Genomic DNA, 21,893 nt, shown 5'->3' on the forward strand with positions numbered 1-21,893 from the left:
CTCCATAGCGGCGTGCGACCCGGAGACGGGCATGTTCGGCGCCTGTGTGAGCACGAAGTTCCCGGCGGTAGGCGCGATCACGACCTTCGCCCGCGCGGGGGTGGGCATCGTCGTGACCCAGGCCCGCGCCAACCCCCTCCTCGCGGTGGACGGCCTGGACTTCCTCGAGCGCGGCTACGGCGCGGAGGAGACCCTGCGCCGCATGATCGCCCTCGACCGCGACCCCCGAAAGCGCCAGCTTATCGTCCTCGACTCCGTGTGCGGCGTCGCGGTCCACACCGGCGCCGAGGCAGACGACTACCGGGGCCACTTCTCGGGGACCGTCTCGCGGTGGCGGGCAACCTCCTCGTGGGCGAGGAGACCCTCACCTCGATGCTCGAAGCCTACGAGGGGGCGCGCGGCGAGAAGCTCCCCGAACGGCTCGTGCGCGCCCTCGAGGCCGGGCAGGCGGCGGGCGGGGACAAACGGGGCCGCCAGAGCGCGGCGCTGCGCGTCGTCGGCACCGAGCCCTACCCCTACCTCGACCTGCGCGTCGACGACCACGCCGACCCCGTGGCGGAGCTCAGGCGCGTCTACGAGGTGGCGAAGGTCGAGCTCCTGCCGTTCGTCGAGGCGCTGCCGACCCGCGAGGAACCCGAGGAGGAGATGGGAGAGGAGATCCGGGGCACCCTCATCCCGGAGGGCTAGGTCCCCTAGCGGAGCTTGACGGCCTCGAAGATGGCGGCCATGTCCTCCTCGCCGTGCCCGGCCCCTATCGCCTCGTCGAAACGCCTCGCCACGGCCTCGGCGATGAGGGGGCGCAGCCCGCGCTCCGACGCGGCCTCGAGGACGAGGCCGGTATCCTTGCGGGCGAGCTTCGCCGAGAAGCTCGTCGGGAAGTCCTCCTCGATCATCATCTTGCCCTTGATCTGCGCGTAGGGGACGCCCAACGGGCCGCCCTCGATGACCTCGAGGAAGCGCGCGGGGTCGACGTCGAGGGCCTCGGCGAGGGCGACGGTCTCGGCCAGGACTCCGAGGAGGCCCGTGATCCAGTTGTTCACCACGAGCTTGAGGCGGCTCCCCGCCCCCGCCTCCCCGAGCCAGACGACCCGGCTCGCCATCGGCTCGAAGACGGGCTCGCAGCGCGGGCGCACCTCCTCCGGTCCCGAGGCGAGCACGATAAGCTGCCCGCCCTCGGCCGGCGCCTTCGTCCCGAGCACGGGGGCGTCGACGTAGGTAACGCCCGCCTCCGACGCCAGCGCGGCGAGCTTCTCGCTCCCCCCTTCGCCCACGGTGCTCATCTGCAGCCAGACCGCGTCCTCGGCGAGCCCGGAGAGGGTCCCCCCGCCGAGCACCTCCGCGATGACGTTCGCGTCGGCGAGCATCGTGACGACGAAGCCGGCGCCGTCTACGGCCTCCTCCGGGCTGTCGGCGACGGTGGCGCCGCTCTCGGCGAGCCCTTCGGCCTTCTCGCGCGAGCGATTCCAGGCTCGCACCTCCATACCCGCCCCGAGCAGGTTCCGGGCCATCGCAGCGCCCATGATCCCGGTCCCCAGCACGGCCACCACGTTCTCGCTCCCCGACATCTCCTCCGGCCCTCCCTCGTCGACACTCCAGGCAGCGAGCCTAGCACGGTAACGGGTGGAGCATTTTCATGCAATACGCCAAATCAGATAATTTGATCTGTTATTTAAACGTAGCCGAACCGTACTCCGATCGTTGCGCTTTTGTAGACGTGACGTAACTCACGGTCCTTATTCTTCTCGTCACCAGCAACCGGACGAACCGGAAGCGACGACGAAGGGAGAAGGGCATGACGAAGAAGATGGTTCTGGTTCTGACGGTGGCGGCCCTCACGCTGGCGCTCTCGGGTACGGCGATAGCGGCGACGCTCACGGGCACGGCGGGTAGCGACACGCTCCGGGGCACCTCCGCAGCGGACGTGCTCTACGGCAAGGAGGGCAACGACAACCTCTACGGCTACGGCGGCGACGACAAGCTCTACGGCGACGCCGGCAACGACGGCCTCTACGGGGGTCCGGGGAACGACCAGATCCACGGCGGCTCCGGCGACGACAGGGTCGAGGAGCGCACCGTGCAGGGCGGCTCCGGGCACGACACGATCTGGGGCGACTCCGGCGCGGACGCCCTCTACGGGGGCCCCGGGGACGACACCTTCTACACCGCCGGTGACTACGCGGGCGACGTGGTGGACTGCGGCTCGGGCATCGACACGGTCAAGAAGGGCTCGGACTCCTCCTACGACAGCTTCGTCAACTGCGAGAAGTTCGTCTCCTAGGCATCACCAGCCGAAGAGGGGAGGGGCGAGATCTCGCCCCTCCCCTCTTCGCGTCTTCGCTGGCCTACCCGATGAGTGGGACGATCCGGCGGTAGTGCTCCACAAGCTCGTCGAAGCTCATGCGGTTGAGGCCGGAGGGGGACGGCAGGACGACGTCGGTGACGCCGGGGACGGCCGGCTCGGGCTGCACGCCCCACGAGACCTTCCCCTTCGCGCGGAACCAGCGGTACACGCCGATCCCGGCGTAGGCGACCACGCGGGGCCGGAACTTCTCCAGCTTCCGCTCGAGCTCCAGGGCGCCGGCCCGGATCTCCTCGCGCGAGAGCTCGTCGGCGCGGCGCGTCGGACGCGGACAGAGGTTGGTGAAGCCGATGCCCAGGGAGCCCGGCAGGGCCTCGTCCTCCTCCGGACGGTAGAGGCGGTCGGTGATGCCGGAGGCGTGGAGGACGCGCCAGAAGCGGTTGCCGGGGTGCGCGTAGTGGTGCCCGCTCTTCCCGGAGGTGAGCGAGGGGTTGTAGCCGCAGACCACGAGCCGGAGGCCGGGCCTGAGCAAGTCCCCGGCCACGAACGCCTAACTTCTCGGGGGTCGCTCGGTCGCGACGGGGTCGGGGGGCTTACCTGTCCCGCCGCCCCTCGCCCCCGCGCTCCCCGCGGCCCTCGCCGCGCTCCCCGGAGGAGCGCTTGCGGACGTCCTCGCCCAGCCTGAGCTCGGCGGTCTCGCCCTCGTCGACCGGGGTGCCCTCCACGTGCACGTCCTCGCGGCCGGTGCGCTCGCGGCTGACGGGCTCGCGGGGCCGGACGGGGGCCGTGTCGTCCTCGGAGTCGTCGTCCGAGGAACCTCCGGCGGCGAGCTCGCCCCTTCGCCCGGATTGTCCGCCGCCGCCGTCCGGGAAGAGGATGTCGCTGACGGTCACGTTAAGCTCGGTGATGCGGAGCCCCGTGAGGCTCCGGATGCGCTCCTCGACCTTCTCGCGGACCCTGCCGACGACCTGGAGGATGTTCCTGTCGTAGTCCACGGCCATCGTCAGGTCGACGGCGGTCTCGATCCTGCCGACCTCGACGGAGACGCCGCGCGTCTCGTCGCCCGAGGAGCCGGTCGCCCTGCCCAGCAGCCCACCCGCGCCGCGAGCGGCGTTGCCGCCCATGTGGATGCCCTCGACCTCGTTCGCGGCCCGGCCCGCGATCCTCTTGACGACGGCGTCCTCGATGGTAGTGGTGCCGCGCTCGCTGTCCAGCGGGCTCCCCTGCCGCTGCTCTGCTCGTTCGCTCATCTTCTGTTCCATCCTCCCGTCTCTACGGCCTCGCATATGATGGTTCCCCGGATAGGCGTCGCGCAACCCTTGCGCCCCCGTACGATCTCACACGAACGCACACCGGACGCGGCCTTTGAATACGTCCGAAGACTGAGAGCCGCTTCCGGAGGCAACCCTCGAACCACTCCGCAGAGGCACTCGGTGCGACACGCGGACGCGACGATCGCCGGTGCTGCGGGACCAACTCCGAGCTTCGGATGGGAGCCGGAGGGCGCCGGGGGGTAAGAACCCCACAACTACACAGAGGAGGGCGAAGAGTGGAAGGTCAAGGTCTGGTCGGGCTGGAGGCCCGGGCGCCGGACGGGACGGGGATGGGGCGCATCCAGGAGGTCATCACCGGGGACGCCGGGGACGGGGAGGTCGTGGTGACCCACGTCGTCGTGGAGACGGAGGATGGGCAGTACCAGGAGCTTCCTATCGGCTCGATCTCGGTCGACGCGGAGGCCGACTTCGGCGTCTATCGCCCCGACGGCTCGGACGACGAGCCCGGCGAGCACGCGGGCGAGGAGGTAACGCCGGAGGGGTACTCCCCCTCCAGGCCGCTTTACGGCTACGAGGACAGCGCGCACGACGGCCAGTTCGTCACCTCGCCGAGAGACCCGGACGAGGCCGCACCCCCCGCGGACATAGAGCGCGAGGGCGACGAGGCGGGGGGCTGGCAGGACGAGGGCTCCAACACGGTAGAGTCCGGCTACCCGCGCAACGACGTCTACATCGACCCGGACACCGGCGAAGAGGTCCAGGAGCCGCTCCTCAAGGAGAACGACGGGCTCGCGGACGACATCGCCGACCTGATCTCGGAGACGAGCGTCGAGGTGGTCGGGGAGGTCGAAGGCGTGGTGCAGCTCTCCGGGTCGGTCGCGTCGCAGGAGGACCTGGAGGAGATCGTGACGGAGATCATGGCCCAGACGGACGTGCTGGGCGTGGACACCGGCGACGTCGAGACCGGATGACCCCCGCGCGGCCGGGCGAGGTTGGCCCGCCGCCCCCGGCGGGTAGTAGCATCCGGCCGGAGGCGACCCGAGACGCGGACGCCGGGCTCGAACCGTAGACGAGTGGAGGAGGAACCGTGGTAGTAGCGGAGGTAAGCATCTTTCCCCTTGGGACGGAGACCACGAGCGTCAGCGACTACGTGGCGGCGGCGGTCAGGGCGATCGAGGGCTCGGGGCTGAAGTGCACCCTGGGAGCGATGGGGACGACGATAGAGGCCGAGACCCCGGAGGAGGCCTACGCCGCCGTCGCGAGGGCGCACGCCGCCGTCTTCGAGCTCGGCGCGGGGAGGGCCTACGCGGTGGTGAAGGTGGACGACCGGCGAGACGCCGAGCCGCGCTCCGGCGAGGAGAGGCTGCGCTCGACCCGCGAGAAGCTGAACGCTGGCTAGCCCGGGGGGACAACCGATGGAAGCCGCCCCCTCCTCCCCGGCGGCGCGGCGGCCGAGGTCGTCCGGCGAGACGCTCCCCGGAGGGGTCCGCCGGATACTCTTCGTCGAGCTTCTGGGGGGGCTCGGGGACGTCCTGATCTCGCTGGGCGCCATCCAGGCCCTCTCGCGCTCGTACCCCGAAGCCCGCCTCACCGTCCTCACCTTCCCGCCCGGCGGCGAGCTTCTGGAGGGGAACGACCACGTCGACGAGGTCGTCCACGCCGAGCCCGGCCGCGCCCGCGGGGCGGTGGAGGAGCAGTTGGCGCGCGGGGTCTGGGACCTCGTCGTCTCGGACACCTCCTACGACGGGATAGACGACCTCATCCGCGGCTCCGGCGTCCCACGACGCGCCGCGACGAACCTGTGGCGCTCCCCCCCGCCGGACGAGCGGGTCGGGGAGCGCTTCCTGAACCTTCTGCGGTCGGACGGCCTGATCTCCGACGGCTCCGTCGCCCCGCCCGGCTCCGGCTCACGCCCGAAGAGCGCGCCTCCGCCGCCCCGGTCTCTCGGGGCTCGGCCGGCCGCTCGTCTTCCTCCTCCCGACGCCGGCATGGAGGTCAAGCGCTGGCCGGAGGGGAACTGGGGCGCGCTGGGCGCCTCCCTGCGCGAGCGCCTCGGCGCGGGCATCGTCGTACCCGTGGGCTCGGACGAGGGCCAGGCCGGGCGCGTGGCCGGTCTCGCCGGGGGGAGATCCTGCCCCGCGGCACGCTCCGCGAGCTCGCCGCCGCCCTCTCCCACGCGGACCTCGCCGTCGGCGCGGACACCGGCCCGGCGCGCGTCGCCGCGGCCCTCGGCGTCCCGACCGTCACGCTCTTCGGCCCCTCCTGGCACGGCCGCTACGGCCAGCCCCCGCCCCACGCCAACCTGCAGGGCCACCCCGCCTGCCCCCAGCGCGACGTCTCGGACTTCACCCGGCAGCCGTGCTGGTACGCCGGCGCCTGCACCCTGGAGGAGGAGGCCTGGAGCACCTGCCTGGAGGACCTACCGGTGGAGAGCGTCCTCTCGACGGCCCTCGCGCTCCTGAACGCCGAGCGCCCCGCCGGGCGGGAGGCGGCCGGCCGTTGAACGGCCGGTGGGCGGAGGCGCGCCGTCTCCTGGTGATACGCCTCGACAACATCGGGGACGTGGTGATGACGGGTCCCGCGCTGCGCGCGCTCAAGGAGAACCTGCCGGGGTCACACCTCACGCTCATGGCGAGCCCGGGCGGGAGCCTGGCCGCCCCGCTCCTGCCGTGGGTGGACGACGTGCTCGAGTGGCGCGTCGTCTGGCAGGACCTCGGCCGCCTCCCCCTCGACCCGGCCCGGGAGCTGCAGATGATCGAGGCTCTGGGGGCCGGCGGGTACGACGCCGCGGTCGTGCTGACCTCCTTCAAGCAGACGCCCCACCCGGCGGGCTACGCCTGCTACCTCGCGGGCATCCCCCTGAGGCTCGGCGAGTCCAAGGAGTGGGGCGGCGGCGTCCTGACGGACGAGGTGCCCGCCGCCCCGGACGGTCTTCACCAGGCGGAGAGGAACCTCCGCCTCGTCGAGCACGCGGGCTTCGGGGTCCGGGACCGCTCCCTCGGCCTCCGGGTGCCCGAGGAGGCCCGAGGCGCCGTCGCGTCCCTCCTGGAGGGACGCGGCGTCGGGCCGGGCTCGCCGTACCTCCTGCTCAACCCGTGGACGAGCGCCCGGTCGCGCAACTACCCCACGGACCGCTTCGCCCTCGCCGCCCGCCGCGTCTCGGACGAGATGGGTTGGCCGGTCGTGGTGAGCGGCACGGAAGGGGACCGCGAACGCGGCGGGGCCCTGCTCGGCCCTCTCGGAGACCGCGGAGTAGACCTGATCGGGCAGACCGACCTCGCGGGCCTCGCGGCGCTCGTCGAGGGCGCCGCGCTCCTGCTGACGAGCAACACCTCCACCATGCACATCGCCGACGCCCTCGGGACCCCTCAGGTAGTCCTCTTCGCCGGGACGGAGCTGGAAGGGCAGTGGCGCCCGCGCGACACGCCACACCGCCTGCTCCGCCGCGAGACGTCGTGCAGCCCCTGCTACGCCTTCACCTGCCCGTACACCCAGGAGTGCCTGGACATCCCACCGGGCGAGGTCGCAGACGCCTGCCTCTCGCTGCTCTCCGAGGTCAGGGCACACGCGTAGGGGCTAGGCCCTCCCGGCGCCCACTCGAACGAACCCACATGGGGAGACCGAGCAGGACGGGCGCGGGAGGCAAGAGAACAACGCGCCTTCTACGCTTGACAGAGCTCGCCCTCCGCAATATAGTTTGCACTACAAACCGAATTGCGGTGCTAACGGGGGTACGAGCTGATGGAGGGAAGCGCGCAACGGGCGAGGTTCTTCGCCAGGTACTATGCCGACCTGCAGGGGCTCAAGAAGGTTCCGATCGGGCTTGTCTTCCTGGCGATAGCGACGGGTAATGCGGGGCTGTGGCCCTGGTTTGAGCTCTGGGAGCCGATCTCCGGCGCGTTGGTTCTCGGGGCCGGGTTCGCTCTCTCCTGGGCGATCGGCCGCTACTACTACGGGCGCGCCTTCGGCCGAGTTCGCCGTCGGCCGGGGATCGTGCGCCACGGCGCGGCCGTTACGGTCGCAGGGTTGGCGGTGCTCGTGCTCATGTTCGTGGATGCCGCCCTCCTGCCGCCCGTAAGCACTATGGGGCTCGCGATAGCGGCTTGGCTGTTCGCCTGGTGTCACGAGGGCGGGCGACGCATGGCTCACTACGGCGTGGCCGGCGCGCTGTTCGCGTTGGCGAGCTTTCTGCCGCTCACGGGATGGGTCTCACCGGACGATTTTTTCGCGGTGGTCTTGCCCGCGCTGTTCGGGCTAGTGGTTCTCGCCGGCGGGTTCTACGATCATAGGATGCTCGCGCAGGCGATGCGTCCGACCGTCGACGAGTGGTGAAGGAGAACGCCGAGAACCCCGCAGGCCTAGACCGGCTGGTCCACGAGCCGGCGCGCCTGATCATACTCACCGCGCTCTCGGAGCTTGAGAGCGCAGACTTCCTGTTCTTGCTCCGGCTCGCGGGCCTCACCAAGGGCAACCTCTCCAGTCACCTGGACAAGCTCGAGGCGGCCGGGCTCGTGGAGGTGGAGAAGAGGTTCGTCGGCAAAAAGACCAACACCTTGATCCGCATCACCGGGAGCGGACGGGCGGCCGTCGAGGAGCACTGGAGGCGGCTCGACGACCTGCGTCACAGGAGCCTGCAGGGCAACCCGCGCCCCTGAGGGCGCGAGTATTCTAGACCCCTCCTACGCGCTCGGATCGCAGTCGTCCGGAACTATTCCCGGGCGAGCTCGTCCAGGTCCCCGACGAGCTGGGCCGCGACCCGGTCCCACGTCCAGTCCCTGCGCACCCTGTCGGCGGCGGCGCGGCCCTTCGCCTCGCCTTCCTCCGGGTGCTCGTAGAGGTGCCTCATCAGGGCCCGGAGGTGCTCGCGGTCCGGCTCGGCCCAGAGTCCGTGGTAGCGGACGTTCCCGCTCGGGGCGCCGCCCGCGTCCGCGAGCCCGTAGCGGAGCCCGAAGCCGTCGGCGGGGTCCAGGTACTCGGAGGGGCCGCTCCAGTTCGTGGCGATCAGGGGCAGCCCGGTGGACATCGCCTCGATCCCGCAGAGACCGAAGCCCTCGCCGCGCGAGGGGAGGACGAAGGCGTCCATCTCACGGAGGGTCTCCAGCAGGGCCTCCCCTTCGAGGTACCCCCCGACGGTCTCGACGCGCGGGTCTTCGGCGCCGTAGGCGCTCGCCTTCGCGGTGCTCTTGAGGAGGAGCCGGACGGGCTCGTGCGGGCCGAACTCGTCGAGGAAAGCGCGCACGAGGACGTCTATCCCCTTGCGCGGGGAGAGGTCGCCGAAGGTGCCGAAGGTGTACGGGCGGCCCTCGCGGTCCCGCTCGAGGTACGGGAAGCGGCCGGTGTCGACCCCGTGGTGCAGGACCTTTATGGGGACGCGGACGCCGCACGCGCGGAAGCTCTCGACGTTCTGGCGGCACGGCACGAAGTGGAGGGAGGAGGCGCGGTTGATCTCCTCGACGTGGTCGCGGGGGACGAGGGTGCTCTCCCACATGGAGAGGGTCGCCAGCTTCTCGCAGCGCACGGTGCTCGGGCGCATCTTGTAGCTGTAGTAGAAGCCGATCCTCTCCCGGCGCTCCCCGCCCTCGAACAGGCGCTCCAGCCCGCGCGGCACCGCGTTCCCGTCCGGCGGAACGGCGGAGACCGCCGCCACGTCCACCCCCCGGCGCTCCAGCGCGAGCAGGAGGCTCCGCCCCGCCGTCCCGTAGCCCTCGTCCGCCCTGAGCACCGAGTGCCACGCCAGCTCCCGTCGACCGTCGCCCCAGCTCTCGGGGTCGAACGGCACCCTCTCCCCCGCGTCGGGTGCCGGCGGCACCGGCGTGGGCGGCCCGGCGACGGGCACGCCCACGCTCTCGCGCTCACCCCGCCGGGCTCCACCCCCGCTCGCGGCGAGCGCCAGCCTCCGGCCGTGGGCGGCGGTCACCCACTCGAGGTCCCGCCGGCGGTGCCCGGCCGGAACGTGGCGGGCGCATGCTCGCACCTTTGCCACGGCGACCGGCACGTGACGGAGCAGGCACCGGCGGCTCATGCGGAGCCACAGGTCCCAGTCCTCGTGGGCCTGGAGCCAGGGGTAGAAGCCCCCGAGGGCGTGCGCGGCGTCCGTCCGGAACACCGCGGCGCTCGCGCGGATGTAGTTCTCCTCCGCGAGCCGATCGGGGTCGAAGGGCGCGGACGACACGGCGCCCCCTCGCCGTACTCCCCCGGGGGACGGTGTCGCCGTAGGCGAGGTCCACCCCGGGACACTCGAGCAGGCAGCCGAGGAGGGTCTCGAGGTGATCCGGGCTCCACTCGTCGCCCGAGTCGCACCACGCGACGTTGTCCCGAGGGCGGCGTCGAAGCCCTCCGAGCGGGCGGCGCCCATCCCCCGGTAACGGGTGCGCACCGCACGCACCCTGTCGCGCAGGGAGGCCGGCGCCTCCCCCGGCAGCGCCCCCGCGAGGTCGAGCGGCGGACCGTCCCCGTCGTCCACGACGATCGCCTCGAACGAGGAGGCGCGCCCCCCGTCCAGCAACCAGCCCTGCGAGAGCACGGAACGCAACGACTTCTCGAGGGCGCCTCTCTCCCCCCGCGCGCACACCACCACGCTCAACGTGGGCCCCTGCTTCTCCAACCCGTAGTCCCCCTTCTCGACAGGGCGTGGCCCGCGCATAGTCCTGTTGCTCTTGGGATACGACGCCCCGACCGCCGCTGCGGTCTGCGCCGCTCGGCAGCCAAGGGAGCCATTGAAAACCGCGCCGGGGGTGTCGTTGTGTCCTTCAACACTCGCCCGGGTCCTCCGCTCGCGTTCCCGCCGGATAGTTCGCCGGGAGAACGGGTACCATGCCCGCCGACGACGGAGGCCGCCGAACAGGAGGGAAGAACGGCTTGACGCGCGTGGCGATGGTGGCGGGGACGTACCGGCCGGAGAAGGACGGCGTCGCCCACTACGTGCTGCGCCTGAGAGAGGCCCTCGTGGGACGCGGCGTCTCCTCCGTCGTGCTCACGACGAGGGAGGCGGCCCTCGGGGCGCCGGGCGGCGAGGTCAGGGGCGTCGTGGACGGCTGGGGTCCCTCGGACCTTCCGGCGCTCGTCCGGGGGTCCGGGAGGCGGTGCGCGGGGCGCCGACGTCGTCCACGTCCAGCACGCCGCCGGCACCTACGGCTTCCGGCGCGCCGTCTTCTTCCTGCCCCCCTGCTCCGCGCCGCCGGGGTCCGCGTCCCCATCGTCACCACGGTCCACGAGTACGCGTGGTGGGAGTGGGAGCCGCCGGGCGTGCCGCCCGCGCTCGTCGAGTGGGCCAAGACCTGGGGGCAGCGCCGGGGCCTCTGGGACCGCGAGGACGGTTTCCTACTCACCGGGAGCGATGGTCTGATCACGACCAACGCCCCGGCCGAGAACGCCATAAAGGAGCGGCTGCCCCACCTCGCGGGGAGGCTCCGGCGCATCCCGCTCGTCGCCAACGTGGACGTCGCCCCCGTCAGCGAGGAAGAGGCCCGGCGCGGGCGAGGTCCCGCTTCGGGTGGCCCGCGGACGCCGAGGTGGTCGCCTACTTCGGCTTCCTGCACCCGGTCAAGGGGATAGAGAACCTGCTCAAGGCGCACGCCCGTCTCCTGGAGGCCCGGCCGCGGGCGCGCCTGCTCCTGATCGGGGGGTCGAGAGCCTCGCGCTGCGGGGCGAGGAGGCCTCCTCGTACCGGAACGAACTCGGGACGCTCGTCGAGAGGCTCGGGCTGGACGACGCGGTCGCGATGACGGGCTACGTACCGGAGGACGAGGCCTCGCGCCTGCTCTCCGGCTCGGACGTCGGGGTGCTGCCGTTCAACCAGGGGGTCACCCTCAAGAGCGGCACCCTGCTCGCGCTCCTCGGGCACGGCCTGCCGACCGTCGTCACGCGCTCCGACCCGCCGGAGCCCGACCTCGTCGGCGGGGGGATCTCCCGCGTCGTCGAGCGGCGCGACGTCCCCGGCATCACCGGCGCGGTCTCCGGCCTCCTCGCGGACGCCCCGGAGCGGGAACGTCTCGCGGAGAGGGGCCGCGCCTACGTCCGGAACCTCTCCTGGACCGCCACGGCGGAGCGCCACGCGGAGGTCTACGAGCGGGTGCTGAGGGATCGGAAGAACGGGAGACACGCGTAGTGGCGGCCGTGGACGTGCTCCTGCCGACCTACAACCGGCGGGAGTCGCTCCTGACGACGCTCGCGGGCCTGGCGGGCCAGTCCTTCTCCGACCTCCGGGTCGTCGTCGCCGACCAGAGCACGGAGCCGGCCGAGGACTCACCCGTCGCGCGGGCGATGGAGCGCGTGATCCGGGCCCGCGGCGGCTCCGTCGAGTGGCACCACCGCGAGACCCTGTTGGGCATTGCAGAGCAACGGGACTTTCTGCTGAACAAAGCGACGGCCCCCTACGTCCTCTACCTCGACGACGACATCTTCATGGAGCCGTGGGTGCTGGAGCGTCTCGTCCGTACCCTGGAGGCGGAGGCTTGCGGGTTCGTCGGGGCGTTCCCCGCCGGCCTGACCTTCGCGGGCGACGTACGCCCGGAGCAGCAGGTCGTCGAGCCGTGGGAGGGCCCGGTCCGGCCGGAGGTCGTCGAGCCCGGCACGCCGGAGTGGGAGCGGTGGAACCTGCACCGCGCGGCGAACGTGTACCACGCCGCCGGAGGGCTACGAGACGGGGAGATCGTGCGCTACAAGGTCGCGTGGGTGGCGGCCTGCATCCTCTACGACCGCGAGAAGCTCCTGGAGGTCGGCGGTTTCTCTTTCTGGGAGAGCTTGCCGCGCTACCCGAGGGGGGAGGAGATCCTGGTGCAGAACCTCCTCATGCGCCGCTACGGCGGCTGCGCCATCCTCCCCTCGGGCACCTACAGCAACCAGGTAGAGACCACCGTCGCCGCGCCCGGAGGAACGGTGGACGAGGACGGCGACGCCCTGAAGCTCCTGCCCGAGATGGTGGCGCGCTACGCGCCCCCGGCTACTTGAAGCGGTACTGGCGGTACATCCCGGCGCTCTCGTCCACGTCGGCGTTCGTGACGTGGGTGCGGCCGCGCGACGCGACCCGATCCTCGATGCGCTTGCGGATGAAGCGGCGCATCAGGAAGGGGCTCCGCTTGATCCTGCGGTCCGCCTCCGGGTCCCAGGTGATCTCTTGCTTCTCGGCCAAACCGGGCTCCTCTCTGTGAGTCTGCGCCTCATTGTAATGGGTCCGCGCGAACGATTACCGCGACGCAACACACTCCAGTCCAGGACCTCCCGAAGCGGGCCCTCATCGATCGGCGTCGAAAGGGTCGAGAAGACGCGCGCCGGTCCGGGCGACGTCGCGGGTGTTTCGGGTGACGAACGTCATCCCCTTGACCCTGGCCGTCGCCGCCATGAGGCCGTCACGGGAGGAGATAGGATAGGGCACGCTCATGCGCCCCCACTCCTCGGCGATCTGCTCGTCTATGGGTATGATGCGATCCAGGTACCTGCGGCGCAATCCCGAGAGCCAGGCCTCCAGGTAGTCGGCCTGCATCCGGTCGCGCCCACGCAACCCCTCTATGCCTTGGCGGATCTCCCCGACCACAAGAACGCTCAGGTACAGCTCCTCCGGCTCGACCGCCGAGAACCAGCGCGCAACGCCCACGTTCATCCGCGTCCCCTTGCGCGCCTCGGAGACCACGTTCATGTCCAGAACGAAGCTCAAGCCCCGCCGTCGCGATCCTCGCCGGTAAGGTCGATCTCACGCGGGTAATCGTCGGGCGCACGATCCACGACGATGTGCTCCAACCCCTCCGGCGCGCTCATCAGAAACTCCTTGAAGTCCATCTTCTTGCCTTCTTCGCGCTCTTTCATCCGCCGGTACTCCTCCGCCGGCACCACCACGACCACCTCCTCGCCGTGCCTCGTCACGATCTGCGGCCCCTCACGCTCGGCCCGCCGCACGAGCTCGCTGAACCTCTGCTTCGCCTCCTGCAACTGCCAACTCATCCCGACCGCCCCTGTTCTGTCCAAACTGTCTAGAGTGTACGACGCGCCCATCCGGACGGCTACGCCGCGTCCTTACGTGACGCGCGTAACAACGGGCGCGCGGGGGCGCCGCTAGAATAGGGCCATCTTGATAGAGGTCGAGAACATCTCCCGCCGTTACAAGAGCAGCGGCCGGGGCGTGGAGGACATCAGCTTCGCGGTGAGGCCCGGCGAGGTCTTCGGGCTGATGGGCCCGAACGGCTCCGGGAAGAGCACGCTCTTGCGCGTCCTCTCGACCGCGATGGCGCCGGACTCGGGGACGTTCCGGGTGAACGGCGCGGACGGGCTCCGGGAGAAGCGGAGGGCGCGCGCCGCCATGGGGCTCATGGTCGACCGGCCGACGCACTACGGCGACCTCTCGGGCTGGGCCAACGCCTACCTCTTCGCCCGGGCCTACGGGATGGAGGAGAAGGAGGCGAACGCCGCTCTCGCGGAGCTCTTCGACTACTTCGGGCTCGGGGAGTACAGGGACGATCGGGCGAAGACCTACTCCTACGGGATGGGCAAGAAGCTCGGGCTGATCGAGGCGATGGCGCACGCCCCGAGGTTCCTGATCCTAGACGAGCCCTCCCTCGGCCTGGACTACACCTCGCAGCTCGCCTACGAGCAGAAGATAAGGGAGCTCGCCTCGAACGGCGTCTCCGTGCTCCTCGCCAGCAACGCGGTCGCCGAGGTCGAGGCGCTCTGCGACCGGGTCGCCTTCCTCCACCGGGGCCGTCTCGTCGAGGAGGGCACGCCCGAGGAGCTCATCTCCTCGATAGAGGGCATACGGCGCATCGAGGCCACCCTCAGAAACCCCGTGGACTACGCCCTCTGGGGAGATAAACGGGGTGGAGCGCGTGACGACGGAGGGCAGGAAGCTCGTGCTCCAGTGCGAGGACCGGGCGGGCATCGTCGCGGACGTGGTCGCGGGGTGGTCGGGGCCGGGGGGACATCACGGACCTCGCGGTGCGCCGGCCGTCGCTAGAAGACGTGTACGTGAAGCTAACCGGGAGGCGCTGATCCATGCTGAAGGTTAACCCGCCCGACGCCTACTGGAAGAAGGACGTCGCGCTCTTCTTCGGCAAGAGGTTCGCCCTCGTCATAAAGATGCTCTACCCCATGGCGCTCATAGTGCCCGTCGCCATAAGCGACATCCCCGCCCAGTACGCCGCCGCCGTCATCGGGATCGTGGCGATCATGGCCGGAACCTTCGGGGCGGGCGAGAGCCTCACCGCGGACCTGAACGACGGCATCCTGATGCGCGTCGCCCTCACGCCCCTCTCCCCCCGGCGCATCGTCTTCGAGGTCCTCGCCGTCAACGCGATCCTGGATTTTATCCAGCTTCTGCCGGCGCTCCTGGTGGTCTACGCCTTCAACCCCGCGCCGCTCGTGTGGGTGCTCGCCGCGACCTTCGGCGTCTTCGCGACGCTCCTCACGGCGAACTGCCTCGGGGTTTTTATCGCCAACTTCACCTCCTCGCCCGCCGACGTGCTGCTGTACGCCACGGCCATCCTGGCGCCCCTGATCTACCTCTCCGGCTTCTTCCGCAACCAGAGCCCGACCGGCCTCCTGGCGACCCTGCGGGACTTCGTCCCCTTCGCGTACATGAACGACGCCCTCAAGGCGGTCTTCGGCGCCGCCACGCGGACGGCCCCCGCCGAGGTCTTCGTCTACCCGGCCCTGATCTGCGCCGTCCTCGCCGCCGCGGTCTGCCTCACCGCCCCGCGCCTCCTGACGCCCCGCTTCTAGCCCGGCGGAGCTCCCCGGGGTTACGGCCGCCGTCGACCGGGTATCCCTGTGTGGTCCAGCAATCGAACCGGGGGACTCATCATCGTGGAGAGATCAGAGCGCATACGGGCCCTCGAAGAGGCCGTCAGGCATCTCGAATCCGCCCACACGGACCTCGCCGGCGTCGGCGACCTCGACTTCGAGGACGCCCGCGTGGCCGGCTTCGTCTCGACCGCCCTGAGCGCCGCCCGCGCCGCCCTCTCGGCCGCCACGAAGCGCGACGACCTCGTGGAGGACACGCCGCCCAACCGCTAGCCCTGTGCCCGCCGTCGCGGCCTAGCGCCGCCGTACGGCTCGGGCCCTTCCCTCCGTACGTCCCTATCCGCGGAGCCACCCTGGAGGGCAGCGCCGCTCGAGCGGCCTAGAGCTCGCCGGCTCCGTGCCGGACCTGCGATCGCCGGTACGGAGCGACGCTTCCTTCGCGTTCGAGAACGGCGTAAGCATGGCCCACGGGGCCGTCGGACGGCGCGCATCCCGCGAGTTCTGCGGCTACATCACCTGTGCTAGGATGCACGCGTTTGGGGTAGGCCTTTGGGAAGAGGTTCGGAGGAGAATATGGGCAACGGGTTGGGCCGGTGGGCCATCTGGATCGGCGTCGCCATCTTCGGCGCCATATGTTGGGGAGTTCTGGCGCTCTCCAGGGGCGAGACGGTAAACGCCGCCTGGCTCCTCTTCGCGGCTCTCGCGTCCTACGCCATCGCCTACAGGTTCTACGCGCGCTTCATCCAGACAAAGGTGCTGGAGACCGACGACACCCGGGCCACGCCCGCCGAGCGGCTCAACAACGGCCGCGACTTCGAGCCGATGGACCGGAGGGTGCTCTTCGGGCACCACTTCGCGGCCATAGCCGGGGCGGGGCCGCTCGTCGGTCCGGTCCTGGCGGCGCAGATGGGCTTCTTCCCGGGGACGGTCTGGATCATCTTCGGCGTCATCCTCGCCGGCGCCGTGCAGGACATGACGACGCTCTTCTTCTCCATGCGCCGCAACGGCAAGACGCTCGGGCAGATGGCGCGCGAGGAGATAGGCCCGGTCGGCGGCGTCGCCGCCCTCATCGCGGTCCTCTCCATCATGGTCATCCTGCTCGCGGTGCTCGCGCTCGTCGTGGTCAACGCCCTGGCCGAATCCCCCTGGGGCGCCTTCTCGCTCCTGATGACGCTGCCCATCGCCCTGTTCATGGGCGTCTACCTGCGCTTCCTCCGCCCCGGACGGGTGCTGGAGGTCTCGCTCATCGGGGTGGGGCTCCTGCTGCTCGCGATCGTCGGCGGCGGCTACATCGACGCCTCGCAGTACGCCGAGGCGTGGACGTTCTCGGGCAACCAGATCACCTTCGCCCTCATCGCCTACGGCTTTATCGCGAGCGTCCTGCCGGTGTGGGTGCTCCTCGCCCCGCGCGACTACCTCTCGACGTTCATGAAGATCGGGACGATAGCCCTCCTGGCCGTCGGCATCGCCCTCACCCTCCCGGTGATGCAGATGCCCCGCGCGACGGAGTTCGCTTTCAACGGCCAGGGTCCGGTCTTCGCCGGTTCGCTCTTCCCGTTCGTGTTCATCACCATCGCCTGCGGCGCCCTCTCGGGCTTCCACGCGCTGGTGGCGAGCGGGACGACGCCGAAGCTCATCCAGAAAGAATCCCAGGTCCGGTTTATCGGGTACGGGGCGATGCTCATGGAGTCGTTCGTGGCGGTGATGGCGCTCATCGCGGCGTGCACCCTCGACCCGGGTGTCTACTTCGCGATGAACGCGCCGCCGGCGGCTCTGGGCGACACGGTCCAGTCCGCCTCCCAGGCCGTGCAGGGCTTCGGGTTCTCCGTCTCCCCGGAGACGCTGCAGCAGACCGCCGACAACGTCGGCGAGGACAGCATCATCGGGAGGACGGGCGGGGCGCCTACGCTCGCGGTCGGGATCTCGGCGATCTTCTCGGGGCTTATCGGCGGCGCGGCGCTTCAGGCGTTCTGGTACCACTTCGCGATCATGTTCGAAGCCCTGTTTATCCTGACGACGGTGGACGCCGGTACGCGGGTCGGCCGGTTCATGATCCAGGACATGCTCGGCAACGTCTACCGCCCGCTCGGCCGCACCTCCTGGCTCCCGGGCAACATCCTGGCGAGCGCCCTGATCGTCGGGGCCTGGGGCTACTTCCTGTACGTCGGCGTCAACGATCCTCTGGGCGGCATCAACCAGCTCTTCCCGCTCTTCGGGATCGCCAACCAGCTTCTCGCGGCGGTCGCCCTCACGGTCGGGACGACGATCCTGATCAAGATGGGCAAGCTCAAATACGTCTGGGTGACGCTGCTGCCGCTCGCCTGGGACGCGTCCGTCACGCTGACGGCGAGCTACCTGAAGATCTTCTCGTCCGACCCGAGGATGGGCTTCTTCGCCCAGCGCTCGGCGGCCCAGGAGGCCCTGGCGAACGGGGAGCTCTACGGCACGGCGCAGAGCGCCGAGGACGTGCAGCAGATCATCACCAACTCCACGGTGGACGGCATCCTCTCGGTCCTCTTCGCCCTCCTCATTATCATTATCATTGCCGACGCGATGAGGGTCTGGGCCGGCCTGATACGCGGCCGCAAGCAGCCCGTGATGAGCGAGGCGCCCTGGGAAGAGTCGCACCTCGACGTGGACGGCAACGCGCGCGACCGCGAGCCGGTAGGCGCGGGGAGCGGGTCCCGAGGCGGATACCGGAGCGATGAGTAAGGAGGCCGTACTGGCGCCCCTCCGCTACGCCTGGGGCTACCTCAAGGAGATCTCCGGCGAGAACGCCTACGATCGCTACCTGGCCGTTCACGCCAGGACGCACGGGGACGAAGTTCCCATGGACCGCGGCGAGTTCTACCGCTGGCGACAGGACGAGAAGTTCAACAACCCCGGCAGCCGCTGTCCCTGATAACGCCAGGGTAGGCGGCCCGGTCGGGCCGCGAGGCAGAGAGAAGAGGAGGAGGGGCGAAGGGGACGCCCCTCCTCCTCTTTGCGTTGGTGGCCGGACTCTCCTTCGTTATACTCGCTTCATGTCACAGCCTTCACAACCGCATGGGTTACCGACGGTCGAGGAGTACCTGCGGATGGAAGAGACCGCCACGGTGCGTCACGAGTACGTCGGCGGTATGGTCCACGCCATGGTCGGAGCGACCAAGCGGCACAACAGGATAGTGGGCAACGTCTACGCCCATCTACTTACCGCTTCTCGCGGCGGCCCGTGCCGCGTGTACGTGGAGACCGTAAAGCTGAGAGCAGCCGAGGACACCATCTATTACCCGGATGTGATGGTCGCCTGTGGTCCGGAGGGCGACGACCCCCTCGTCGAGCACGAGCCTTGCCTCGTCGTCGAGGTTGCTTCGTCCTCCACGGAGTCCATCGACCGGCGCGAGAAGATGCTGGCGTACCGCAAGATCCCGACCCTCCGGGCGTACCTGATCGTGGCCCAGGACGAGCGCCGCGTCGAGCGGCACTGGCGCGGTGAGAGCGGCGAGTGGCGTCAGGGGGAGGCCGTGGGCGAGGGAGGCTTCGTCCCCGTCCCCTGCCCGGAGACGAAGCTCCCCCTCGCCGAGATCTACGAGGGCCTGTAGGAGTAGCTTCTTACCCGCTCCTCTTGAGCTTGCCGGTGCGCTTGGCGTAGCGCTCCCCGAGGCCGAAGACGAGCATCCCCAGCGGGACGAAGACGACGCCCATGATGAGGAGGGGCCAGATGCTCCCCCAGAGCTCTGCGGCCCCGGCCCCGTCGAGCAGGGCCGCGCGGGCGCCGGTCAGGGCGTAGGTGACCGGCGAGACGGTGGCGATCGCCTGCATCCAGCCCGGCAGGACGGCCACGTCGTAGTAGACGCCGGAGACGAGGAGCAGGACGGACGAGACGATGTAGCTCACCCCTTGCCCCTTCTCCGGCGAGAGGAGCGGCAGCACGGCCGCCACGATCCCGAACCCCACGAGCGAGACGCTGCACGTCGCGAGCACGAGCAGGGCGCCCCAGTAGTTCGCGTGGGAGAGGTCGAGGTCGAAGAGCATGTAGCAGGCGCCCAGGGTAAGGGCCGTCTGGAAGATGCCGTAGACGACGGCGTAGAGGCCCATGCCGAGCAGATGCGTCACCCGGCTCGACGGGCTCATGAAGGTGTACTCGATCGTCCCTTCCCATCGCTCCCAGCTCACCGTCTCCGAGAGCACGTCGAAGAGCATCGAGAGGTAGTTCCACAGAAGGGCCCCGACCAGGAGGTAGGTCATGAACCGCTCGGTGTCTATCGTGCCCCCGCCGAAGCTCGCGGCGCCGGCGCCTATGTACGTGATCGCCATGGCGTTCACCGTCACGTAGACGAGCCAGACGATCTCCCACATGAGGTAGCGCTTCGTCAGAAAGTAGTTTCTCTGCACGTAGCCCCAGATCGCGATCATCTCCGAGAGCCACAGGGGCCTGGTCGCCCTTCCAGCGTTCATCTTCCTACTCCTCCCCCTCGGCCGAGGCCTCCTCGACGGAGAGCCCGGTCGCGGTCATGAACGTCTCTTCCAATGTGGGGGTTTCGGCCCCGGCGGCGTAGCGGCGCTTGAGCGCCTCGGGCTCGTCGAGGGCGACGATCCTGCCGTCCACCATGATGCCAATGCGGTCGCAGAGCTCCTCGGCCTCGTCCATGTCGTGGGTACACAGCAGGATCGAGGAGTCGTGCTCGCCCTTTATGCGCCGGATGAAGCCCTGGACGTCCTTCTTGCTCCGGGGGCCGAGGCCGGTGGTCGGCTCGTCGAGGAGCATGAGCACCGGGCTGGTGAGGAGCGCGCGGGCGAGCGCTATCTTCTGCTGCATCCCGCGGCTCAGGTGCTCCATCGGCTCGAGCGCCCGCTTGCGCGCGAAGCCCACGTTCTCCAGGATCTCCGCTATCCGCGGCCTGGCTTCCCGGCTCGTGACGCCGTAGAGCTTCGCCCCGTAGAGCAGGTTCTCCATCGCCGAGAGCTTCTTGAAGAAGCTCGCCTCGACGCTGACCCGGTTCATGCACCGCTGCACGACCTTCGGGTGCCTCACGGCGTCCACCCCGAAGACCTCTACCGTCCCCGCGTCCGGGACGACGAGCGTGGAGACGATGCGTACCAGCGTGCTCTTCCCGCTCCCGTTCGGCCCGAGGATGCCGACGACCTCGCCCTTACCGACCGCGAACGAGACCGAGTCGAGCGCCCGCACGGTCTCCCCCCGCCGCTTCTTGAAGCTCTTCTCCACGCCCCTGAGCTCGAGGGCCTCCGTCTCCGAAGCCCTCGAGCCCCACCGATCCTCGACGCTGCCGTAGCCCAACAACCGGTTCACAGCCGTCCCCTCTCCCCGAGCCTCTCCCACACGACGCGCCAGGTCTCCCGCCGCTCCACGGCGACGGCGAGCGCGAACAGCCAGCGCGCGGCACGCGCCCTCGCGCGGACCCGCAGGGGGTCCCGCTCGCGGGTCAGCGTGCGCGCCAGCCGTGCCTCCTCCGCCTCCTCCCGCTGTCGCTCGACGCGGTCCCGTACCACCCCATACCACCCGTCCCCATACATCTCGCCGAAGCTCCCTCTCCTCGTACCTACAAAGCCCATGCCGAACCCGTCTTCGGTCCATGCCCCGGGAGGTCGCGCCTCGGCCCGTCGCGCAAACGAAAAGCCCCCGGGTCCTGATGTCCCGGGGGCCGCTCTGAGAAGTTATTCCTGAGGGGGGCTCAGGTTCTCATGCGAACGAGGACATCAGGGCGCACCGCTCCCTCGAACATGGCTCGTCCCGAAATCAGAACGTGTCGCCTGACGCTCATCCGCACCTCCTCGTCTCTCTCGCGGTTTCGATCACAACGCTAACAACCCTACCCGGCCCCGCAGGGCTTGTCAACGGTGTTCCAAGGGACTCCTTACCGGCCCCTGCCGAGCGCCCGCTCGACGGCGGCCTCGATGCGTCCGCCGTAGGGCTGGGCGCCGGTGATGACCTCGGCCTCCGAGAGCTCGGCTCCGGCGGGCGCGACGAGCATCGTGGGGACGCTGCTCACGCCGAGCTCTCGCGAGAGCTCCTCGTCGGCGAGGACCTTGGCGATGTAGCGGCCCTCCGCGAGGGCGTCCCGGAGATCGTCGAGGTCGAGACCGACGGGGGCCGCGACGTCGACGATGACCTCCACGTCCCCTATGTCCCGGCCGTCCTCGAAGAAGGCCCGGAAGAGGGCGGTGTGCATCTCGTCGTAGGAGCCCTGCTCGCGGGCGAACTCGGCGGCTTCGAGCGCCTTGCGGCTCCGTGGTTGTACGGGCGGGAGGCGGAGCTTCATGCCCAGGGCCTCGGCCATAGGATAGACGGAGGCGTTCCACACGCGGTGGAGGTAGTCGCCGTCCGGGTCGAGGGTGGGGACGGGGTCGGGCCTGAGCTCGTAGGCCCGCCAGTCGACCTCGACCCTGTCGCCGTACTCCCGCTTCACGCGCGCGAGGTCCGGCTCCTCCAGGTAGCAGAACGGGCAGACGTAGTCGCTGAACACCGTGATCCTGGCTCGCTTCTCGCTGTTCTCCATGAGATCTCCTGAACGTCTCTCTGCACGATGACGGACCCCCGACCTCGGTTCGGGGGTCCGCGCTGGGGGCGATTCTACCGCTTCTAGGCGGGGTAA

27 protein-coding genes and 1 pseudogene are annotated in these 21,893 nt (G+C 70.0%); 17 read left to right on the forward strand and 11 right to left on the reverse strand.

Annotated elements, in window-relative coordinates; genetic code table 11:
• The first annotated feature begins 31 nt into the window (after positions 1-31).
• Positions 32-687: pseudogene (locus GBA65_RS19500) on the forward strand (DUF1028 domain-containing protein).
• Positions 688-692: 5 nt separating this feature from the next.
• On the opposite strand, the gene GBA65_RS19505 reads toward GBA65_RS19500, so the two are convergent.
• Positions 693-1,565 carry an NAD(P)-dependent oxidoreductase gene (locus tag GBA65_RS19505; RefSeq protein ID WP_166397968.1) on the reverse strand — a complete coding sequence of 291 codons (873 nt, stop codon included), beginning with the start codon at positions 1,563-1,565 and terminating at the stop codon, positions 693-695.
• 227 nt (positions 1,566-1,792) lie between these two features.
• On the opposite strand from GBA65_RS19505, the gene GBA65_RS19510 reads away from it, so the two are divergent.
• Positions 1,793-2,278, forward strand: coding sequence for a calcium-binding protein (locus GBA65_RS19510; RefSeq protein ID WP_166397969.1), 486 nt, complete (start codon positions 1,793-1,795; stop codon positions 2,276-2,278).
• Positions 2,279-2,342: 64 nt separating this feature from the next.
• On the opposite strand, the gene GBA65_RS19515 is transcribed toward GBA65_RS19510, so the two are convergent.
• Together GBA65_RS19515 and GBA65_RS19520 are read right to left on the reverse strand one after the other, a co-directional pair.
• Positions 2,343-2,843 (reverse strand): mismatch-specific DNA-glycosylase, encoded by a 501-nt coding sequence (locus GBA65_RS19515; protein ID WP_166397970.1) that lies wholly within the window; start codon positions 2,841-2,843, stop codon positions 2,343-2,345.
• A gap of 49 nt (positions 2,844-2,892) precedes the next feature.
• Positions 2,893-3,549: an Asp23/Gls24 family envelope stress response protein gene (locus GBA65_RS19520; protein ID WP_166397971.1), complete on the reverse strand. Its 657-nt coding sequence runs from the start codon at positions 3,547-3,549 to the stop codon at positions 2,893-2,895.
• A 299-nt stretch (positions 3,550-3,848) separates the two neighbouring features.
• On the opposite strand from GBA65_RS19520, the gene GBA65_RS19525 reads away from it, so the two are divergent.
• The 6 genes from GBA65_RS19525 to GBA65_RS19550 all read left to right on the forward strand — a co-directional run bounded on the left by GBA65_RS19525 (position 3,849) and on the right by GBA65_RS19550 (position 8,228).
• A complete protein-coding gene (locus GBA65_RS19525; RefSeq protein ID WP_166397972.1) occupies positions 3,849-4,544 on the forward strand; it encodes a hypothetical protein in 696 nt (231 codons plus the stop codon).
• A gap of 116 nt (positions 4,545-4,660) precedes the next feature.
• Positions 4,661-4,972 (forward strand): MTH1187 family thiamine-binding protein, encoded by a 312-nt coding sequence (locus GBA65_RS19530; RefSeq protein ID WP_166397973.1) that lies wholly within the window; start codon positions 4,661-4,663, stop codon positions 4,970-4,972.
• A gap of 402 nt (positions 4,973-5,374) precedes the next feature.
• Positions 5,375-6,076 carry a glycosyltransferase family 9 protein gene (locus GBA65_RS26865; protein ID WP_207955946.1) on the forward strand — a complete coding sequence of 234 codons (702 nt, stop codon included), beginning with the start codon at positions 5,375-5,377 and terminating at the stop codon, positions 6,074-6,076.
• On the forward strand, positions 6,073-7,146 hold the full coding sequence (locus GBA65_RS19540; protein WP_207955947.1) for a glycosyltransferase family 9 protein: 1,074 nt from the start codon (positions 6,073-6,075) through the stop codon (positions 7,144-7,146). Before GBA65_RS26865 ends, GBA65_RS19540 begins: the two co-directional genes overlap by 4 nt.
• A gap of 168 nt (positions 7,147-7,314) precedes the next feature.
• Positions 7,315-7,905, forward strand: coding sequence for a hypothetical protein (locus tag GBA65_RS19545; RefSeq protein WP_166397974.1), 591 nt, complete (start codon positions 7,315-7,317; stop codon positions 7,903-7,905).
• The gene (locus GBA65_RS19550; protein ID WP_166397975.1) at positions 7,902-8,228 is read left to right on the forward strand and encodes a transcriptional regulator; all 327 of its coding nucleotides are present in this window, start codon (positions 7,902-7,904) and stop codon (positions 8,226-8,228) included. Before GBA65_RS19545 ends, GBA65_RS19550 begins: the two co-directional genes overlap by 4 nt.
• Before the next feature lie 53 nt (positions 8,229-8,281).
• Here GBA65_RS19550 and GBA65_RS19555 read toward each other — a convergent pair whose 3' ends face one another.
• Positions 8,282-10,177, reverse strand: a complete 1,896-nt coding sequence (locus GBA65_RS19555) for a glycosyltransferase (RefSeq protein WP_166397976.1) — start codon at positions 10,175-10,177, stop codon at positions 8,282-8,284.
• 254 nt (positions 10,178-10,431) lie between these two features.
• Between GBA65_RS19555 and GBA65_RS23690 the strand changes: the two genes are divergently transcribed.
• The 3 genes from GBA65_RS23690 (at position 10,432) to GBA65_RS19565 (ending at position 12,522) form a co-directional block, all read left to right on the forward strand.
• A complete protein-coding gene (locus GBA65_RS23690; RefSeq protein WP_207955948.1) occupies positions 10,432-11,127 on the forward strand; it encodes a glycosyltransferase family protein in 696 nt (231 codons plus the stop codon).
• A gap of 166 nt (positions 11,128-11,293) precedes the next feature.
• Positions 11,294-11,680, forward strand: coding sequence for a glycosyltransferase family protein (locus tag GBA65_RS26870; protein ID WP_207955949.1), 387 nt, complete (start codon positions 11,294-11,296; stop codon positions 11,678-11,680).
• Positions 11,680-12,522 carry a glycosyltransferase family 2 protein gene (locus GBA65_RS19565; RefSeq protein WP_166397977.1) on the forward strand — a complete coding sequence of 281 codons (843 nt, stop codon included), beginning with the start codon at positions 11,680-11,682 and terminating at the stop codon, positions 12,520-12,522. Before GBA65_RS26870 ends, GBA65_RS19565 begins: the two co-directional genes overlap by 1 nt.
• Here the strand turns inward: GBA65_RS19565 and GBA65_RS19570 are convergent.
• The 3 genes from GBA65_RS19570 to GBA65_RS19580 form a co-directional block, all read right to left on the reverse strand.
• The gene (locus tag GBA65_RS19570) at positions 12,515-12,703 is read right to left on the reverse strand and encodes a PCP reductase family protein (RefSeq protein ID WP_166397978.1); all 189 of its coding nucleotides are present in this window, start codon (positions 12,701-12,703) and stop codon (positions 12,515-12,517) included. The genes GBA65_RS19565 and GBA65_RS19570 overlap by 8 nt on opposite strands.
• 102 nt (positions 12,704-12,805) lie before the next feature.
• The gene (locus GBA65_RS19575; RefSeq protein ID WP_166397979.1) at positions 12,806-13,225 is read right to left on the reverse strand and encodes a type II toxin-antitoxin system VapC family toxin; all 420 of its coding nucleotides are present in this window, start codon (positions 13,223-13,225) and stop codon (positions 12,806-12,808) included.
• Complete coding sequence (locus tag GBA65_RS19580; protein WP_166397980.1) at positions 13,222-13,509, reverse strand: type II toxin-antitoxin system prevent-host-death family antitoxin; 288 nt, start codon at positions 13,507-13,509, stop codon at positions 13,222-13,224. The genes GBA65_RS19575 and GBA65_RS19580 overlap by 4 nt, the downstream gene beginning before the upstream one ends.
• 127 nt (positions 13,510-13,636) lie before the next feature.
• Here GBA65_RS19580 and GBA65_RS19585 point away from each other — a divergent pair, with 127 nt between their 5' ends.
• From GBA65_RS19585 to GBA65_RS19610, 6 genes are all read left to right on the forward strand, one after another.
• Positions 13,637-14,515, forward strand: a complete 879-nt coding sequence (locus tag GBA65_RS19585) for an ABC transporter ATP-binding protein (protein WP_166397981.1) — start codon at positions 13,637-13,639, stop codon at positions 14,513-14,515.
• 38 nt (positions 14,516-14,553) lie between these two features.
• Positions 14,554-15,279 carry an ABC transporter permease gene (locus GBA65_RS19590; RefSeq protein WP_166397982.1) on the forward strand — a complete coding sequence of 242 codons (726 nt, stop codon included), beginning with the start codon at positions 14,554-14,556 and terminating at the stop codon, positions 15,277-15,279.
• Between the two features lie 84 nt (positions 15,280-15,363).
• Entirely contained in the window at positions 15,364-15,573 is a 210-nt protein-coding gene (locus GBA65_RS19595) for a hypothetical protein (RefSeq protein WP_166397983.1), read from the forward strand.
• A gap of 300 nt (positions 15,574-15,873) precedes the next feature.
• Positions 15,874-18,012: a carbon starvation CstA family protein gene (locus tag GBA65_RS19600; RefSeq protein ID WP_166397984.1), complete on the forward strand. Its 2,139-nt coding sequence runs from the start codon at positions 15,874-15,876 to the stop codon at positions 18,010-18,012.
• A complete protein-coding gene (locus GBA65_RS19605) occupies positions 18,005-18,202 on the forward strand; it encodes a YbdD/YjiX family protein (protein WP_166397985.1) in 198 nt (65 codons plus the stop codon). The genes GBA65_RS19600 and GBA65_RS19605 overlap by 8 nt, the downstream gene beginning before the upstream one ends.
• A gap of 175 nt (positions 18,203-18,377) precedes the next feature.
• Positions 18,378-18,881, forward strand: a complete 504-nt coding sequence (locus GBA65_RS19610) for a Uma2 family endonuclease (protein WP_207955950.1) — start codon at positions 18,378-18,380, stop codon at positions 18,879-18,881.
• 10 nt (positions 18,882-18,891) lie between these two features.
• Here the strand turns inward: GBA65_RS19610 and GBA65_RS19615 are convergent, their stop codons facing one another.
• The 4 genes from GBA65_RS19615 to GBA65_RS19625 all read right to left on the reverse strand — a co-directional run bounded on the left by GBA65_RS19615 (position 18,892) and on the right by GBA65_RS19625 (position 21,797).
• Positions 18,892-19,737, reverse strand: coding sequence for an ABC transporter permease (locus tag GBA65_RS19615; protein ID WP_166397987.1), 846 nt, complete (start codon positions 19,735-19,737; stop codon positions 18,892-18,894).
• 4 nt (positions 19,738-19,741) lie between these two features.
• Positions 19,742-20,590, reverse strand: coding sequence for an ABC transporter ATP-binding protein (locus tag GBA65_RS19620; RefSeq protein ID WP_228281490.1), 849 nt, complete (start codon positions 20,588-20,590; stop codon positions 19,742-19,744).
• Positions 20,587-20,853 (reverse strand): hypothetical protein, encoded by a 267-nt coding sequence (locus tag GBA65_RS24715; protein WP_228281492.1) that lies wholly within the window; start codon positions 20,851-20,853, stop codon positions 20,587-20,589. Before GBA65_RS24715 ends, GBA65_RS19620 begins: the two co-directional genes overlap by 4 nt.
• 302 nt (positions 20,854-21,155) lie before the next feature.
• Complete coding sequence (locus GBA65_RS19625; RefSeq protein ID WP_166397989.1) at positions 21,156-21,797, reverse strand: DsbA family oxidoreductase; 642 nt, start codon at positions 21,795-21,797, stop codon at positions 21,156-21,158.
• Positions 21,798-21,893: the final 96 nt, after the last annotated feature.

Source organism: Rubrobacter marinus (assembly GCF_011492965.1).
Taxonomy (GTDB): Bacteria; Actinomycetota; Rubrobacteria; order Rubrobacterales; family Rubrobacteraceae; genus Rubrobacter_F; species Rubrobacter_F marinus.

Bases quoted from the DNA above. Each gene is read 5' to 3' on its own strand.
- GBA65_RS19505 (WP_166397968.1), bottom strand. From the start codon at position 1,565: ATGTCGGGGAGCGAGAACGTGGTGGCCGTGCTGGGGACCGGGATCATG.
- GBA65_RS19510 (WP_166397969.1), top strand. From the start codon at position 1,793: ATGACGAAGAAGATGGTTCTGGTTCTGACGGTGGCGGCCCTCACGCTG.
- GBA65_RS19520 (WP_166397971.1), bottom strand. From the start codon at position 3,549: ATGAGCGAACGAGCAGAGCAGCGGCAGGGGAGCCCGCTGGACAGCGAG.
- GBA65_RS19545 (WP_166397974.1), top strand. From the start codon at position 7,315: ATGGAGGGAAGCGCGCAACGGGCGAGGTTCTTCGCCAGGTACTATGCC.
- GBA65_RS26870 (WP_207955949.1), top strand. From the start codon at position 11,294: ATGACGGGCTACGTACCGGAGGACGAGGCCTCGCGCCTGCTCTCCGGC.
- GBA65_RS19580 (WP_166397980.1), bottom strand. From the start codon at position 13,509: ATGAGTTGGCAGTTGCAGGAGGCGAAGCAGAGGTTCAGCGAGCTCGTG.
- GBA65_RS19590 (WP_166397982.1), top strand. From the start codon at position 14,554: ATGCTGAAGGTTAACCCGCCCGACGCCTACTGGAAGAAGGACGTCGCG.
- GBA65_RS19600 (WP_166397984.1), top strand. From the start codon at position 15,874: ATGGGCAACGGGTTGGGCCGGTGGGCCATCTGGATCGGCGTCGCCATC.
- GBA65_RS19605 (WP_166397985.1), top strand. From the start codon at position 18,005: ATGAGTAAGGAGGCCGTACTGGCGCCCCTCCGCTACGCCTGGGGCTAC.
- GBA65_RS19610 (WP_207955950.1), top strand. From the start codon at position 18,378: ATGGAAGAGACCGCCACGGTGCGTCACGAGTACGTCGGCGGTATGGTC.
- GBA65_RS19615 (WP_166397987.1), bottom strand. From the start codon at position 19,737: ATGAACGCTGGAAGGGCGACCAGGCCCCTGTGGCTCTCGGAGATGATC.
- GBA65_RS24715 (WP_228281492.1), bottom strand. From the start codon at position 20,853: ATGGGCTTTGTAGGTACGAGGAGAGGGAGCTTCGGCGAGATGTATGGG.
- GBA65_RS19625 (WP_166397989.1), bottom strand. From the start codon at position 21,797: ATGGAGAACAGCGAGAAGCGAGCCAGGATCACGGTGTTCAGCGACTAC.